General features: G+C 40.1%; 16 protein-coding genes. 10 read left to right on the top strand and 6 right to left on the bottom strand.

Annotated features, from left to right (window positions below):
* Nucleotide 1 precedes the first annotated feature (1 nt).
* Entirely contained in the window at nt 2-994 is a 993-nt protein-coding gene (locus Q8G36_RS25190) for an ABC transporter ATP-binding protein (RefSeq protein ID WP_063235004.1), read from the top strand.
* Between the two features lie 215 nt (nt 995-1,209).
* Nucleotides 1,210-2,064 (top strand): crotonase/enoyl-CoA hydratase family protein, encoded by an 855-nt coding sequence (locus Q8G36_RS25185; protein WP_305162508.1) that lies wholly within the window; start codon nt 1,210-1,212, stop codon nt 2,062-2,064.
* A gap of 226 nt (nt 2,065-2,290) precedes the next feature.
* Here Q8G36_RS25185 and Q8G36_RS25180 read toward each other — a convergent pair whose 3' ends face one another.
* The 3 genes from Q8G36_RS25180 to Q8G36_RS25170 form a co-directional block, all read right to left on the bottom strand.
* The gene (locus tag Q8G36_RS25180; protein ID WP_029714163.1) at nt 2,291-2,491 is read right to left on the bottom strand and encodes a cold-shock protein; all 201 of its coding nucleotides are present in this window, start codon (nt 2,489-2,491) and stop codon (nt 2,291-2,293) included.
* Nucleotides 2,492-2,824: 333 nt separating this feature from the next.
* A complete protein-coding gene (locus tag Q8G36_RS25175; protein ID WP_305162520.1) occupies nt 2,825-2,911 on the bottom strand; it encodes an NAD(P)-dependent oxidoreductase in 87 nt (28 codons plus the stop codon).
* A 70-nt stretch (nt 2,912-2,981) separates the two neighbouring features.
* Nucleotides 2,982-3,461 (bottom strand): NAD(P)-dependent oxidoreductase, encoded by a 480-nt coding sequence (locus Q8G36_RS25170; protein ID WP_305162506.1) that lies wholly within the window; start codon nt 3,459-3,461, stop codon nt 2,982-2,984.
* A gap of 282 nt (nt 3,462-3,743) precedes the next feature.
* Here Q8G36_RS25170 and Q8G36_RS25165 point away from each other — a divergent pair, with 282 nt between their 5' ends.
* The 5 genes from Q8G36_RS25165 to Q8G36_RS25145 all read left to right on the top strand — a co-directional run bounded on the left by Q8G36_RS25165 (nt 3,744) and on the right by Q8G36_RS25145 (nt 9,206).
* Complete coding sequence (locus Q8G36_RS25165) at nt 3,744-4,292, top strand: GNAT family N-acetyltransferase (RefSeq protein ID WP_305162505.1); 549 nt, start codon at nt 3,744-3,746, stop codon at nt 4,290-4,292.
* A gap of 221 nt (nt 4,293-4,513) precedes the next feature.
* Complete coding sequence (locus Q8G36_RS25160) at nt 4,514-5,971, top strand: CoA-acylating methylmalonate-semialdehyde dehydrogenase (RefSeq protein WP_305162503.1); 1,458 nt, start codon at nt 4,514-4,516, stop codon at nt 5,969-5,971.
* 71 nt (nt 5,972-6,042) lie between these two features.
* Complete coding sequence (locus Q8G36_RS25155) at nt 6,043-7,383, top strand: aspartate aminotransferase family protein (protein ID WP_305162502.1); 1,341 nt, start codon at nt 6,043-6,045, stop codon at nt 7,381-7,383.
* A gap of 317 nt (nt 7,384-7,700) precedes the next feature.
* Entirely contained in the window at nt 7,701-8,315 is a 615-nt protein-coding gene (locus Q8G36_RS25150; RefSeq protein WP_305162501.1) for an NUDIX hydrolase, read from the top strand.
* Between the two features lie 93 nt (nt 8,316-8,408).
* Complete coding sequence (locus Q8G36_RS25145) at nt 8,409-9,206, top strand: endonuclease I family protein (protein WP_305162500.1); 798 nt, start codon at nt 8,409-8,411, stop codon at nt 9,204-9,206.
* Between the two features lie 62 nt (nt 9,207-9,268).
* Here the strand turns inward: Q8G36_RS25145 and Q8G36_RS25140 are convergent, their stop codons facing one another.
* From Q8G36_RS25140 to Q8G36_RS25130, 3 genes are all read right to left on the bottom strand, one after another.
* Nucleotides 9,269-10,327, bottom strand: a complete 1,059-nt coding sequence (locus Q8G36_RS25140) for a lactonase family protein (RefSeq protein ID WP_305162499.1) — start codon at nt 10,325-10,327, stop codon at nt 9,269-9,271.
* Between the two features lie 146 nt (nt 10,328-10,473).
* Entirely contained in the window at nt 10,474-12,231 is a 1,758-nt protein-coding gene (gene ade / locus Q8G36_RS25135) for an adenine deaminase (RefSeq protein WP_305162498.1), read from the bottom strand.
* Between the two features lie 32 nt (nt 12,232-12,263).
* Complete coding sequence (locus Q8G36_RS25130; RefSeq protein ID WP_370694120.1) at nt 12,264-12,749, bottom strand: nucleoside deaminase; 486 nt, start codon at nt 12,747-12,749, stop codon at nt 12,264-12,266.
* 218 nt (nt 12,750-12,967) lie between these two features.
* Between Q8G36_RS25130 and Q8G36_RS25125 the strand changes: the two genes are divergently transcribed.
* The 3 genes from Q8G36_RS25125 to Q8G36_RS25115 all read left to right on the top strand — a co-directional run bounded on the left by Q8G36_RS25125 (nt 12,968) and on the right by Q8G36_RS25115 (nt 15,706).
* Complete coding sequence (locus tag Q8G36_RS25125) at nt 12,968-13,870, top strand: AEC family transporter (protein ID WP_305162497.1); 903 nt, start codon at nt 12,968-12,970, stop codon at nt 13,868-13,870.
* Nucleotides 13,871-14,128: 258 nt separating this feature from the next.
* The gene (locus Q8G36_RS25120) at nt 14,129-14,539 is read left to right on the top strand and encodes a hypothetical protein (RefSeq protein ID WP_305162496.1); all 411 of its coding nucleotides are present in this window, start codon (nt 14,129-14,131) and stop codon (nt 14,537-14,539) included.
* A gap of 438 nt (nt 14,540-14,977) precedes the next feature.
* Nucleotides 14,978-15,706 carry an amino acid ABC transporter ATP-binding protein gene (locus Q8G36_RS25115; RefSeq protein ID WP_305162495.1) on the top strand — a complete coding sequence of 243 codons (729 nt, stop codon included), beginning with the start codon at nt 14,978-14,980 and terminating at the stop codon, nt 15,704-15,706.
* Nucleotides 15,707-15,710 lie beyond the last annotated feature (4 nt).

Below are 15,710 nucleotides of genomic sequence, written 5' to 3'. Positions count from 1 at the left end.
AATGGTTTCACTGAAAAATAAGGCCGTAAAAGAAAAGACAGACAACGAAAATTCTCCTCTTGTTGAAATAAAGAATCTGAAGAAGTATTTTCCTATTGGTTCTCAATCGCTGAAAGCGGTAGATGGTTTGGATCTCAAAATCTACCCAGGGGAAACTGTCGGTCTTGTTGGGGAAAGCGGTTGCGGTAAGTCGACTGCAGGTCGTACAATCACTCGGCTTTATGAACCGACAGATGGAGAAGTTCTTTTTCAGGGCAAAAATATTTTCGATTACAAACCCGGGGAAATGTCACATATCCGCCGTGAAATACAAATGATTTTCCAAGATCCCTACGCATCCTTGAACCCAAGGATGAAGGTGGAGGAATTGATTGGGGAACCACTTGCCATTCATGGGATATCAAAAGGTAAAGAGCGAAGAAAACGGGTGGAAGACCTGTTAAAGCTAGTTGGTTTAAGTCCGGAACATATTACTCGTTTTCCGCATGAATTCAGTGGCGGACAACGCCAGCGTATTGGAATTGCAAGGGCGTTGGCTTTAAATCCTAAATTCATCGTTTGTGATGAACCAATTTCTGCCTTGGATGTTTCGATACAGGCTCAAGTTGTCAACTTATTAAAAGAGCTGCAAAAAGAAATGGGATTGACTTATTTATTCATCGCGCATGATTTATCGATGGTCAAGTATATTTCAGATCGCATTTTAGTCATGTACCTTGGAAGAATGATGGAACTTTCGGATAGTGATTCTTTAACGAAAGATCCGCTTCACCCTTACACACAGGCCTTGCTTTCTGCAGTGCCAATACCAGACCCCACTATTAAACGGGAAAGAATCGTACTTAAAGGCGATGTCCCAAGTCCGATCAATCCGCCGAGCGGCTGTGTATTCCGGACTCGCTGCCCTAAAGCGATGGAGATATGCTCCAGTGCGGTACCTGAATGGAAAGAACAAAAACCAGGGCATTTCGTTGCTTGTCATTTATATTGGTAAACAAAAAAACCAGTTGCATTTGCGACTGGTCTTTTTTTACACATTTATATAAAATATTTTTAGAAAAGAAGCGATTATCGGTCAGACTTAAATTATTTATCGGTATGTCAAAATAAATAACTAGGAATCTGAAAATAAAACATATAATATGTAATTATATGTAAAAATTAAATTCTGTTGAATGTTTCAATTTGTGAGAGAAGGAGGGACTGTTATTGTATTCCACGATAACTAGTGAAATCGTCGACCGTGTCATGATTGTTACTCTTAATCGTCCTGTGAAAATGAATGCTTTCAATGAAAAGATGTGTGAGGAGATGATTCACGCTTTTAATGAGGCGGATGAAAATGATGACGTACGAGCCGTTATTTTAACTGGCGCTGGTGATGCTTTTTGTGCTGGAATGGATTTGGAAAAAGGTGCAGAAACCTTTATGGATCACACTCCTTTGGTTGAATATCGCGATGCAGGGGGAATGTTATCATTACGGATTTTTGAGATGAAGAAACCTATGATAGCGGCCATTAATGGAGCGGCAGTCGGGATTGGGATAACAATGACTTTGCCCATGGACATTAGAATTGCTTCAACAGATGCAAAAATGGGTTTTGTATTTGCGAGGCGGGGGATAACGATGGAGGCATGCAGCGGCTGGTTCTTACCTAGACTTGTTGGAATGGGGAAAGCTTCCGAATGGATTTTTACCGGCAGGATGATTTCGGCCAGTGAAGCATTTGAGGGAAGGTTGGTAAACAAGATCGTCGAGCCCGACGAATTGATGTCTGCTGCAATGGAAATTGCAACAGACATTGCTGAAAATACATCTTCCGTCTCTGTGACGCTATCCCGGCAGTTAATGTGGACGATGCTCGGTGCAAATCATCCTGTTGAATCACACAAAATAGAATCGAAAATGATTCATTGGACCGGAAAACAAGCGGATGCACTAGAAGGGATCGAAGCTTTCCTCAAAAAAAGGAAAGCCGATTTCAAAATGAAAAGCAGCACTGATATGCCTCCGTTTTATCCATGGGGAACGGATCGAACATATGAAGTGGATAAGAAATGAATGGATGGTAAGGTCAGGTCAGGGAATCCAGGGCTTCGGAAGTGCGTGATAATTTTTACTTTTCGGATAAATTAGGGTTTCTTTTCTCAGTGTGTTATACTGGGTTTACCATTTACTAAACTTGTTTCATGTTCCCTATTCCCTGTGAATAGGGTTTTTTTATGATTGCTTTTTCAATAAAAAAACAGACCCTACAAGTAGGGTCCGTTATATATTGTATTTAAAATTACGCTTTTTGAACGTTTGTAGCTTGGGGTCCGCGTTGACCTTGCTCAACTTCAAAAGTAACTTCTTGACCTTCGTCTAATGATTTGAATCCTTCGCTTTGGATAGCTGAGAAATGTACGAATACATCGTCTCCGTTTTCGCGTTCGATGAAGCCAAATCCTTTTTCTGCGTTAAACCATTTTACTTTACCTTGTTCCATTGTTGTTGCCTCCTAGTGTGAATCCACACATTGTGTTACTACCCTTGCTCAATCATTAGACGAAAAGTTTTTCACTTATCAATCTTCCCGAACAAAAATAATTCTTTTTAAATATAACAGATAATGTCGGAATCTGCAAGCTAACAAGGGAATATTATTTATGTGCAAAGACAATGAACAATTCTTAATAGCCTTTTTTGTTATCAAGTAAATTTGTTGAAGGTGTTTTACCATTTAGATAGTTCTTTAAATTCGGCATGAAAATAACCTGAATGAGCCTTTGGTCGTAAAATTCTGTATTTCCTGATGTGTGCGGCGAGAGGATTACATTGTTCAACTCCATAATGGGCTATTCTCAGGAAGTGGCTCCGTTTCAAACCCATCAAGTCCAGCACCCGCAATATCTTTGTCTTTAAGCACTTGAACCAATTCGTTCTGAATGACGATATTTCCCCTTCCTATATTAATGAAAAAAGCGGAGAGGGTTTCATTAACTCGAATTTTTTTTCCCGAACATATTCCGTGTTTCTGGGGTCAATGGTAATGTCACGACAATAAAATCGCACCTAGGAAGAAGATCATTCAATTGTTTTTTTGTGAACATCTCATCGACAAATTCTTCTGATTTACCGGAATGGCGCATTCCTAATACGGTCATGCCAAATGCCTTGGCGGTTTCCTTTCCGATTTTTCCAACACCGATGATCCCGATGGTCTTTTCATGAATTTCCTGCTTCATATGTCCGTGATGCCAAGTCTTTGCCTGCTGTTGCTTAATATATGTATCTACTTTTCTTGTTAAGGCAAGCATTAAAGCAAAAATCGTTTCTGACATGGGATACGCATGAACGCCATTTGCAGTTGTAATCTGGACATCCTTTTGTTCTGAATTTTCCAGACGTAAAGCATTCACTCCTTCACTCCATGTCTGGATCCATTTTACTTCGCTTGCGACAATCGATTCAGACATCTCCGCTTACCATCCTGCGATCACTTCAGCATCGGCTATATGGTCTCTCCATAGTTCCGGAGATCTTCCAGTGATAACAGTCCAGTCGGGAACCGATTCTTAAATTTCTGTAATAAGAGCTCATTCAAATTTTGGCTTATTATAAGTTTCCTTTTTGGCATAATTATCCTCCTGCATCAATTTTTCTGAATTATACGTAAGTTTTGATAATATTTCAATTGGGAAAGCGATTGCTTAACAATCTTGCTATAATACTAATAATCAATGGAATGGGGTGTATTCATGAACGTGAAAGACATATATGGACAGCTGCCTACTTTAGATTCAAAACGTTTGGTTATGAGGAAAGTCACCATGAATGATGCCGAAGACATGTTCGCTTATGCATCCAACAGTGAAGTTTCCCGTTACGTCACATGGGAAGCTCATCATTCCCTCTGTGATACAAAAGATTTTATCCGATTTATCCTTCAAAATTATGAGGATAAGAAAATCGCTCCATGGGGCATAGAACACAAGGAAAGTGGTAAGTTGATTGGTACTATTGATTTTGTTTCATGGCAGGTTGATCATCATAGTGCAGAAATCGGGTATGTGCTTGCACCCGAATATTGGGGGAGTGGCTTGATGACGGAGGCAGCCCAAAAGATAATCGCCTTTGGCTTTGAAAATATGAACCTAGTTCGAATACAAGCAAGGTGCTTCTTTGAAAATTTGGGTTCAGAGCGAGTCATGCAAAAAGCTGGTATGTCTTTTGAGGGGATCATAAGAAATGGAATGTTTGTAAAGGGAAAGCATCAAGACCTAAAGCTATATTCCATTATAAAATGAAGGCTTTGAAGTCTGCTGAATAAAGAAGAAAGAAAGAAGGAAATATACATCGGTTTTGAAAGCGTGAATTCTGTTCATGATTATCATGAATATGGGAATATCAAAAACAAACAATATGTGCAAATATTGAATCAAAAACTATACAAAACGTCTAATGTAAAAAGTCCGTTTGAAAAATATAATGAAATTATGAAATTGTGTTGAAATGGAGGGTTTCTTTAATGGCAGTAATAAATGATGTAGAAACGTTAAAAAATTATATCGGTGGCAAATGGGTGGATTCCACAACATCGAAACATGAAGAAGTGCCTAATCCGGCAACAGGAGAAGCTTTGGCAATCGTTCCCCTTTCAACAAAGGAAGATGTAAACCAAGCGGTGCAGGTTGCTAAAAAGGCGTATAAAGAATGGAAAAAGGTGGCCGTTCCAAAAAGAGCTCGCTTCTTATTCCGTTACCAGCAATTATTGATAGAACACTGGGATGAGCTTGCAAAGCTGGTCACGATCGAAAATGGAAAAAGCTATACAGAAGCATATGGTGAGGTTCAGCGTGGGATTGAATGCGTGGAGTTCGCAGCAGGTGCGCCTACCTTGATGATGGGCAGCCAGCTTCCTGATATTTCCCCAGGTATTGAATCAGGCATGTATCGTTATCCAATGGGTGTCGTTGCAGGAATTACGCCGTTTAATTTCCCGATGATGGTGCCATGTTGGATGTTCCCGCTGGCAATAGCTTGTGGAAATACGTTTATCTTAAAACCTTCAGAAAGGACACCGCTCTTAGCCAACCGTCTTGTGGAATTATTGACGGAAGCCGGTGTTCCGGATGGTGTTGTCAATATTGTCCATGGTGCCCACGATGTCGTGAATGGGATATTGGAACATGAAGACATTAAAGCGGTATCATTTGTTGGATCCCAGCCTGTCGCAGAGTATGTATACAAAACGGCAGCTGCCAATAAAAAACGCGTCCAGGCTTTATCAGGAGCGAAAAATCATTCAATCGTCATGCCTGATGCGGATTTGGATAATGCGGTAACGAACATAACGAATGCCGCTTTCGGATCTGCAGGCGAGCGCTGCATGGCTGCGTCAGTGGTTGTTGCGGTGGGAGAAGTGGGAGATTCGCTCGTTGAGAGATTAAAGGCTGCAGCGGATGACATCAAGATTGGAAATGGAATGGATAAGGGCGTTTTCCTGGGACCTGTGATTCGTGATACTCATAAAAAGAGAACGGAACAATATATTGAAATCGGGGAAAAAGAAGGAGCTGTCCTCCTTCGTGATGGCAGGAATGAAGGCGATCAGGAAAATGGCTATTACGTTGGACCGACATTATTTGATCATGTAAAAACAAACATGAAAATATGGAGTGATGAAATTTTTGCTCCTGTCTTATCCATAGTACGGGTCAATACCCTTGAAGAAGCAATCGAATTGACCAATCAATCCGAATTTGCCAATGGTGCCTGCCTCTATACGGATAGTGCAAAGGCCATCCGGGAATTTCGCGAAGAAATTGATGCAGGGATGCTTGGTATTAATCTTGGGGTACCCGCGCCAATGGCGTTCTTTCCATTTTCCGGCTATAAAAGTTCATTTTATGGAGACCTTCATGCCAACGGGAAAGACGGAGTGGAATTTTACACTAGAAAGAAAATGTTAACGGCAAGATACTGATAGGAAAAAGCGGGTCGGCTCAAATTGTGGTCGGCCTTCCTTTATACATCTTTTTAGGAGGAGAGTAGCTTATGCAAGTTGAAAAACAGGGTCAGGATCTTAAAGCGATGGATGGTAAATATGTATGGCATCATATGAAAGGTGCTGAACCTAGCCCTGGGGCAATGGTGATAAAAAAAGGGCAAGGAGCATGGATTACGGATGTTGATGGGAATCGTTTCCTGGATGGGATGTCAGGTTTATGGTGTGTCAATGTTGGTTATGGCCGCACGGAACTGGCTGAAGCAGCTTACGAGCAGCTGAAGGAACTTCCTTATGCCCCTTTAACGAATAGTCACATCCCGGCTATTAAGCTAGCAGAGAAATTAAATGAATGGCTTGGTGGGGATTATGTAATTTTCTTCTCTAACAGCGGTTCAGAAGCAAATGAGACTGCTTTTAAAATTGCGAGGCAGTATCATCAGCAAAAAGGTGAACATGGACGTTATAAATTCATTTCGCGTTATCGCGGCTATCATGGCAACTCAATGGGAGCCCTGTCAGCTACCGGGCAGGCACAGCGAAAATATAAATATGAACCGCTGGCCCCAGGATTTCTTCATGTATCACCGCCAGATTCTTACCGAAATCCAGAGGATGAAAGCGGTGAAAAAAGTGCAGCGGAAATTGAACGTACCATTACATGGGAGCTGAGCGAAACGGTGGCAGCGGTCATTATGGAACCAATCATCACTGGGGGCGGAATTTTGATGCCGCCTGATGGTTATATGAAACGTGTCAAAGAAATTTGTGAGAAAAATGGTGTCCTTCTCATTTCGGATGAGGTCATTTGCGGGTTTGGCCGTACTGGTAAGAGATTCGGATTTATGAACTATGGTGTAAAACCAGACATCGTAACAATGGCTAAAGGAATCACGAGCGCTTATCTGCCATTATCAGCTACAGCCGTCAAACGTGAAATTTATGAAGCGTATATTGGCTCAGACGTATATGACCGCTTTCGGCATGTAAATACATTTGGCGGCAATCCGGCTGCCTGTGCCCTTGCTTTAAAGAATATTGAAATTTATGAAAATGAAAAACTTATAGAACGGTCTAAGGAGTTAGGGCTGCGCTTTCTGCAAGAGTTTGAAGAAATCAAATCTCATCCCAATGTTGGGGATGTACGTGGTAAAGGTTTGTTGGTAGGCATTGAACTAGTGGAAGATAAACTGACAAAACAACCGATCGAACTTTCCAAAATCAATAAAGTGATTGCATCATGCAAAGAAAAGGGGCTGATCATAGGTAAAAATGGTGATACAGTCGCAGGTTTCAATAATGTCCTGACTCTTGCTCCCCCACTTAGTATAACTGAAGAGGATTTTTCATTCATCATAACGACGGTAAAGCGAACGCTAGCTGAACTATGAAAATAAGGTGATAGTAAAAAACTGAAAATTCAGTATTGAATCAGTTGTATGTACCTGTTGATACACTATTTATTGAAGAAAGATTGCATCCATACTTTGCTTTTTAAATGAGCCTGCAGCGTTTAGTTTTAGCACCGTTCAGAACTTTGAACGGTGCTTTGTCTATGATCAAGGAAGAATAATAGGAAAAGAAATCTATTATGGATTTAAGGCGATATTTTGGAATCGTTTTCCTTGCTTAGTTATAGCGGATGTTCGAAAATGGAATGATAAGGAGTGGTAGAAAATCCATATAACCGGCAGAAGAGGTGAGGGACATGAATAATGAAGATATAACAAAAAAACTAACATTGCATATCCCTGAAATTTTGGGGAGTGGGAATTTTTCAAAGTATGCTGTATTGGTACCGCTTATAGAAAAAGAAGATGGAATTCATGTTCTTTTCGAAGAGCGTTCACACAAACTTAGGAGGCAGCCGGGGGATATATGTTTTCCAGGCGGGAAAATAGACAAGCTGGACCATGATGAACAGGCGGCTGCCCTAAGGGAAACATATGAGGAACTTAATTTGGGAAAAGAAGATATCGATAATGTCTTTCCGATCGATTATTTGGTATCCCCATTTGGGATGATTGTCTATCCTTATGCAGGGTTTGTTCGTAACCATCAACGGATAGTGCCTAATCCAGCTGAGGTAGAAACCATTTTTACAGTCCCACTATCCTTTTTTATGGAAAAACCGCCAGAAATTTATCATGTCAAATATAAAGTGGAACCGCATGAAAACTTCCCCCATGATTTAGTCGTTGGCGGGGAAAATTATAAATGGCAACCGAAACAGATGGAAGAATATTTTTACTTATATAATGGCCGGGTAATCTGGGGAATGACGGCGAAAATCCTTACCCATTTTATAGAAATTCTTCGTTAGACCCTTCTAAAGCACCTTTTTTTCTCTGTCGATTTCTATTAAACTTAAATTATGGTAAAAGTTAGGTTTTAATAGAAGCGGGGGGATGAGTGGATGAAGTATAGTTTTGAAGTACTTGAAAAAGAACGGGAAATGGCAATAGCTGAACTAGTCAACTTCAATGAAAACCGCGAATACTATGATGAAACCAAAGATCAGGAACTTAAGCTAGCATACTACAAAGATGGTTCCTTGGACCGGGAAGGATTGAAGGACCTACTTGTGGCAACCCATAAAAACCAGCTGAACTACTCACCACATCGTCATGTTTACCCATGGGTGGACTTACAGGAAAATGGCCAGCTGAAAAGTCTGTACTCCGGTAAAGGGATGGATCCTGTAAAAGTCATTGAGGAAGATATCCGTATACTAGAAATGATGTCAAGAGGTATTGAATCAACAAATACGGAGAACATTCTCGTTAATTGTGAACATGTCGTACCTCAATCATGGTTCGATAAAAAAGAACCGATGAGGGGGGATTTGCATCATCTGTTTGCCTGTGAACCAACTTGTAACAGTAGCCGGAGTAACTTTCCATACCATGATTTTGAGGATTATATCCCTGAAAAATCGGCTGCCGGTATAAAAGTGGGTTGCGGGAAATCAGACGAAGGTAAATTCGAGCCTGAATACGGAAAAGGCATCGTGGCGAGGGCTACTTTGTACTTTTTACTCAGATATGATGGAATCATCGAAAGCGGCAAAATTGACCTGGCACTGCTTTTGGAATGGCATCGGCTTTTTCCGGTCAGCACTTATGAAAAGCATAGAAACCAGGCTATACATGAAATGCAGGGTAATCGTAACCCATTTATAGATTTTCCCGAAATGGCGGAGAAATGGAATTAAAGAAGGATTATAAAAAAAGGATTGAAGCTGTAGGACAGGCTTCAATCCTTTTTTATTATAGATTATAAGAATTTTACGCAAACAGGGAAGGGAACTTGAACATCTTTTTGCAATAATGTTAATTTTCCGTCATGTTCATTCCGTGCAAATAGTGTCAGGTTTCCTGATTGTTCATTGGAAGCGATCAGGAATTTCCCGCTAGGGTCCAATGAAAAATCGCGTGGCCAATGTCCTTCGGTAGAAACCAGTTCCACGAATGCCAGTTTGCCTGTTTCTTGATTGATTTGGTAAACGGCAATACTATCATGTCCGCGGTTTGCGGCATATATGAATTGTCCGTCATCAGAAATATGAATGGCGCTTCCTTGGTTATTTTCCTTGAAATCTTCTGGGACGGTCCGAACCGTTTGTAATTCAGAAAAACTTCCAGCTTGACCATCGAAGCTCAAAACAATGACTTCTGGTACAAGTTCTGCCATGACATACGCAAATTTTCCGTTGGGGTGGAAGGTCAAATGCCGTGGTCCGCTGCCGGGAGCAACAGATAAGCTGTTTACTTCTTCCAAAACCCCATTATGTATTTTATAGGTTATTACTTTATCTATACCGAGGTCGACAACAGCAATGAACCTTTCATCCGGTGTGAAACCAGCGAAGTGAGTGTGTGCTTTTTCCTGACGTTCTTCATTCGGTCCTTGACCCTCATGTTGAACAGTGGATGATACAGGCAAAGGGGTCGCATCGTCATGAAGCGGATATGATTCAATCACGCCTTCTCCATAACTGGAAGTGACCAGGAACTGCTTCTTGCTGTCGACACTTATATGGCAGGAAGAGCCATTTGGTGTCAGTTGTTTGCCCAAGAAGGTAAGCTCACCTGATTCTTCATTAATCGAATAGGCTGAAACTCCACCGCTGCCCGCGTCTTTTAAAATGGCGTAGAGATTCTTTTTGTCCTGGCTTATGGCGACATAAGTCGGATCGGTTAATTCTGCTGCAAGAACCGGTGTACTGAGTTTTCCTTCTTCTGTATCTAAAGTAAAGCGGTAAATACCTTCGCTGCTTCCTTTTGTGTAAGTACCTATGTAACCAATGATGTTCTGTTGATCATGTTTTGCCATATTTATCTCCTCCAAGAAAGATTTGTGTTTATTTTTATTTTAACATAGATGATACCCATTATATCCTTTTCCCGGTTTAAGTTGAGTTAGAACCTTTTTCATTTAAAAATTTTTGGGTGAAAAGAAAAAAACCCCGACTAGGGGGCTCAAATTTTATCGACAGGCTTTGAGGCTTCGATAGGAATATGCCTAAACTCAGAAACGGAAAATAAACCCTGATCCGTCAGTTTAATTTCAGGGATGACAGGTAATGCCAAGAATGCAAGTGTAAGAAAAGGGTTGAAATGCCTGTTTGCTCCGAGTTTCAATAGGGCACCATCGATTTTTTTCAATGAATGAACCACATCCGTATAATTGCATTCACTCATCAATCCAGCTATTGGAAGGGGAAGGGAAGCGAGTATTTCCCCATTTTGGATTACGGTCAATCCACCCTGCATTTTTTTGATTTCCTTAGCTGCCATTAGCATATCCTGGTCATTCGTCCCGGCAATGATCAAATTATGTGAATCATGGGCTACTGTCGTGGCAATTGCACCTGATTTCAACCCGAGCCCTTTGACGATTCCGAGACCTACTTGTTTCGTCATATGATGCCTTTCAATAACAGCAAGTTTTATATGATCAACATGTTCGGAGAACTGAAATAGACCATCAAGATTAAGTGTAACCGGTTCAATCGAATGCTTTGTAATCAAGCTGTTTGGAGTTATCTCAATAATATTAGCGAACTTATTTTTAAAAGGTATCGCCAAATCATTCTCCGTTATTTCATGAAATTGAACAGAGTGCTTCAATCCTTCGTCAATAACCTGTTCCTTTATATCTGGAAAGTTAAGTAAACGATTATTTTGAACCATAAGCTTTCCCTCTTTAAAGACCGAGTGGATGATGACTGAATCAAGATCATCCAATAGAAGGAAGTCTGCCTTGTATCCAGGTGCAATTGCACCATGTTCCTTTAAGCCAAAGCATTCTGCTGCATTAATGGTCGCCATTTGAATGGCGGTAATTGGCGGGACACCTGTTTCTATGGAAAGTCGAACGTTGTGATCGATACTCCCCTCAGATACAATATCATCAAGGTGCCGGTCATCGGTGACGAATAAACAACGGCGTGAGTTCTTCTCATTAATAATTGGAATCAGGTTTATTAAGTCTTTGGCAACGGTGCCTTCCCTGATCATAAGATACATTCCTTTACGCAGTCTTTCTTTTGCCTCTTCCGCTGTAGTGCATTCATGATCCGTTTTAATGCCTGCACTCATATAAACATTGAGCTGTTGTTCGGATAATCCTGCTGCATGGCCATCGATGCTTTTGCCTAGTCTATTGGCATCGTATATTTTTTTCAGCATATCCTCTTCAGTATGTGAAACGGCCGGGAAATTCATGACTTCGGCTAAACCGAGCACTCTTGGGTTTTGATAAAATGGAATTAAATCTTCACTTCTTAAGACAGCACCAGAATGTTCAAAATCCGTAGCGGGTACACAAGAAGGCATCATGAAGTAAAAGTCAAAAGGAAGTTGATCGGATTGTTCAATCATATATTCCATGCCCTTTTTGCCAGAAACATTGGCAATTTCATGAGGGTCTGCAACAATGCTGGTCACACCATGTAAAAGGAGGATTTTTGCGAGTTCCGATGGCCTTACCATCGAAGATTCAATATGGACATGGCCATCAATGAATGTAGGGCATACGAATTTTCCTGCTGCATCGATTTCTGAAATACCCTCATAACGCCCGATTCCAGCAAAAAAACCATCGACGATAGCAATGTCGCCTGTATAGATATCACCGTTGAAAACATCTATGATTTGCCCGTTCATAATGACGCAATCAGCAGGAGTTCTCCCAGCAGCAACGTCTATTCTCCTTTTAAGCAAGTTTTTTTTCATATGCGTAACCCCTTTGGCAAAAATAAAACCGGTTAATATTTCACTTTATCAGTAATGGTTTCCCATGTTCGGAATGGTAAATCGTGATCATTAAAAGACATTTGTTCCATTTTTATCGTGCGCTTTTCCATTGGCAGGGCAAGCTCTTGGTATATAAAGTGATCATCAAAGCCAATAAGTGCAGCGTCTTCTTTAGTACATGCGTAATAAATGGCTTTTGGACGTGCCCAATAAATAGCTCCAATACACATGGGGCAAGGTTCGCAGCTAGTGTATATTTCACAATCCGTTAGCTGGAAGGTGTCGAGATTCCTGCATGCATCACGAATCGCCTGTACTTCGGCGTGAGCTGTAGGATCGTTGGCTGTTGTCACATTATTACATCCTCTACCTACGACTTTGCCATCTTTAACGATAATAGCTCCAAAAGGTCCCCCGTTCTTTGCCAAAACATTTTCATATGCAAGCCGAACAGCCATTTCCATGAATTTTACATCCACTAATAAACACCCCTTCATATATTAATAACCCAAAAGTGTTAATGTTACGTTTTTTAACGTAAATATAATGAATAATATATCATACGCATGGGGAAATGGAATATTATTTTCTGAAAATAAAGAAAAATCATTTCGTGTTAGAATTGCGATCAAAAGTGTTTTAAAAGAATTTTTACAAATAATTATAAAACTGATATTGTTAGAAGAAAATCGTTAGAATTATGAAGGTGATATGCATGGGGTTTTTGGGAGTTCTTTTACCGATATTCGGTATATTTGTTTTAGGTTTCATCGGTCAGAAAAAGTTTAAACTTGATACAAAATCGATTTCCACGATGGCATTATATTTAATGTCACCTTTTCTTGTATTCCGAACTTTCTATTCCGCAGAATTTACGATTAATTATTTTTACCTATTCTTATTCACGATAGTACTTTGTCTTTCTCTCATACTGGTAGTCTACATCATATCTTTTTTCCGCCATTATACAGTCACTGAAACAAGCGGCATGATATTGGCTTCGGCCTTCATGAATAACGGGAATTACGGAACACCCGTCATTTTCCTGTTATTCGGAGCCGCAGGACTCGATTATGCAATCATCCTAATGGTGGGACAGCAGTTAGTGATGTGCACGATAGGCATTTATTTCGCAGCAAAGGGCAGCCCGGAAGGTAACGGAGTTCAAACAGCGATTAAAGCAGTATGTCGGATGCCAATTGTTTATGGAGCTATTGCGGGTACAGTATTTCAGTTCGTGAACATACCTTTAAGCAATTCGGTTATGGAAGCTATTAACCTTGTTGCAAATGCAGCGATCCCAACAATCATGATTACACTGGGAATGCAGCTGGCCAACATTTCACTGAAAAAAATTGCCTATCGAAAGCTATCAGTTTCGCTGCTTCTTAAACTTGCCGTTTCACCAGCCATTGCCTTCCTGTTATCACTTGCCTTACCAGTGGGTGAAATGGTCAGGCATATCATGATCATCGTAGCTGCCATGCCAACGGCGGCCAACACTACGATGTATGCGCTCCAATTCAATACGGAGCCTGAATTCGTATCAAGTGCTACGTTCATAAGTACATCATTAAGCCTGATTACGCTTCCAATCATCTTTTTCTTTGTATTATAGAAGATTATGATTCTAATTATGTGGGCAACCTTATTATATACACGAGGCGGAGGATTCGTATCTAATTAAAAAACGGTATTGCCCTTGATGACCAAGTCTTGGGATAAGTTCCCATAACGGTTAGTAAACGAACTTTGGTACTTGGATTTAGGTGTTAATTGGAAAATGATTATCAACAATTTCATTTAATTTTAAAGGGTGAGCTTGTTAAACTGGCGTTAACTTTTTTAAATGCCTGTATTTGATTGGAGGGGTTTTGTGTTACAGACTAAAGTTAAACTTACTAATACTGGAAAGATTGATGCCATTTTAATGGAGATCGTACTGAACACCTATGAAGAAGCACTAGATGAAAAACTCTTGCTATGCATGGAGTGCGGCGATGTCGATTTTTATATCGCGTATTCAAATAATGAGAAACTTCAAGATGCGATTAATGAAAACTTTGAAATTGATGAAAGTGGCGAAATCATGAAAATAGATGAACATCAGGAACTGATGGATGATTTATACGATTATTTCTTGATCATACATAAGGAAAGTGAAATGTTTGATTTTTTTCCAGCAGGTCCATATACTCTAGGTGGGGAAATCCGTGAATCGGATACGGATATGCTGGCGCCAAGAGGTTTATATTCAGCGCCATTTGAAGATGCATTAAAGGAATGATAAAAAAGACAGCAATTGCTGTCTTTTTTATCGTACGTATTTTAAAAAACTTCTTTTGGGAAATAAATGTTTTTTTACAAAAAAGAGGGAATAGTTCAGGGATTATTAGTTTAGATTTATCAGTTTTAAGAAATATAGCAATAGTATCATGAAATATGATATTGTTTTAACATTTTAAAGTTTATATGGTAATTTTAAGAAATATTATATATAATAAAAAGTGTGAATATTGAATATATTATTCTAATTACTAGTTTAAAATAACAATAAAAATGGTCGTTTCACTGTCACTGTCGAAATAATGGGAAATAATATTGGAAGAAAGGATTATACATAAGATTTGATTCAAGTTAAGAGAATGCTATATTACGCTTTTAGAATTCTGAATATTATAAACTTTTGGTTTAGGAAGATTGGATTATGGGCGGGGGGCTAATTATGATAGTTTTTGACCGAGTGAATAAGTATTATGGCGATTTCCATGTATTGAAAGATATTAATCTTACAATTAAGAAGGGGGAAGTGGTAGTGGTCATCGGACCGTCCGGATCAGGGAAAAGTACACTGCTTCGATGCATTAATCGTCTAGAGACCATTTCGGAAGGTTCCCTTTCCATAAATGGTTTAAATGTAGCGGATAAAAAAACGGACATAAACAAACTCCGTCGGAATATCGGTATGGTTTTCCAGCATTTTCACTTGTATCCTCATAAAACCGTGCTCGAGAACATCATGCTTGCTCCCAAGAAAGTTTTAGGACAATCCGTAGAGGAAGCGAAAAAGATTGCACTAAAGTATTTGGACAAAGTGGGGATTGGAGATAAAGCGAATTCATTTCCTTCTCAGCTTTCAGGTGGACAGCAGCAACGGGTAGCTATTGCCAGAGGTTTGGCAATGGGGCCAGAAATCATGCTATTTGATGAACCTACCTCAGCCTTGGATCCAGAAATGATTGGCGAGGTACTGGATGTAATGAAAGCACTTGCCCATGAAGGAATGACGATGGTGGTGGTTACGCACGAAATGGGATTTGCCCGTGAAGTTGCGGATCGAATCGTATTCATGGATGAAGGCAGGGTTTTAGAAGAGGCATCACCGGCTGAGTTTTACGCCAATCCTCGTGAAGAGAGGGCTCGTTTATTCCTTAGCCGTATTTTAAATCATTAAATAA

It is taken from the genome of Peribacillus frigoritolerans, assembly GCF_030676415.1.
Lineage (GTDB): Bacteria > Bacillota > Bacilli > Bacillales > DSM-1321 > Peribacillus > Peribacillus frigoritolerans_A.
The sequence above is the reverse complement of the archived record's forward strand: the minus strand, read 5'-3'. Positions and strand labels throughout refer to the sequence as shown.

Coding starts and splice junctions, on each gene's coding strand:
- Q8G36_RS25180 (WP_029714163.1), bottom strand. CDS start 2,491: ATGGAACAAGGTAAAGTAAAATGGTTTAACGCAGAAAAAGGATTTGGC.
- Q8G36_RS25145 (WP_305162500.1), top strand. CDS start 8,409: ATGAAGTATAGTTTTGAAGTACTTGAAAAAGAACGGGAAATGGCAATA.
- Q8G36_RS25115 (WP_305162495.1), top strand. CDS start 14,978: ATGATAGTTTTTGACCGAGTGAATAAGTATTATGGCGATTTCCATGTA.
- Q8G36_RS25125 (WP_305162497.1), top strand. CDS start 12,968: ATGGGGTTTTTGGGAGTTCTTTTACCGATATTCGGTATATTTGTTTTA.
- Q8G36_RS25190 (WP_063235004.1), top strand. CDS start 2: ATGGTTTCACTGAAAAATAAGGCCGTAAAAGAAAAGACAGACAACGAA.
- Q8G36_RS25150 (WP_305162501.1), top strand. CDS start 7,701: ATGAATAATGAAGATATAACAAAAAAACTAACATTGCATATCCCTGAA.
- Q8G36_RS25170 (WP_305162506.1), bottom strand. CDS start 3,461: ATGTCTGAATCGATTGTCGCAAGCGAAGTAAAATGGATCCAGACATGG.
- Q8G36_RS25130 (WP_370694120.1), bottom strand. CDS start 12,749: ATGAAGGGGTGTTTATTAGTGGATGTAAAATTCATGGAAATGGCTGTT.
- Q8G36_RS25155 (WP_305162502.1), top strand. CDS start 6,043: ATGCAAGTTGAAAAACAGGGTCAGGATCTTAAAGCGATGGATGGTAAA.
- Q8G36_RS25160 (WP_305162503.1), top strand. CDS start 4,514: ATGGCAGTAATAAATGATGTAGAAACGTTAAAAAATTATATCGGTGGC.
- Q8G36_RS25165 (WP_305162505.1), top strand. CDS start 3,744: ATGAACGTGAAAGACATATATGGACAGCTGCCTACTTTAGATTCAAAA.
- Q8G36_RS25140 (WP_305162499.1), bottom strand. CDS start 10,327: ATGGCAAAACATGATCAACAGAACATCATTGGTTACATAGGTACTTAC.
- ade (WP_305162498.1), bottom strand. CDS start 12,231: ATGAAAAAAAACTTGCTTAAAAGGAGAATAGACGTTGCTGCTGGGAGA.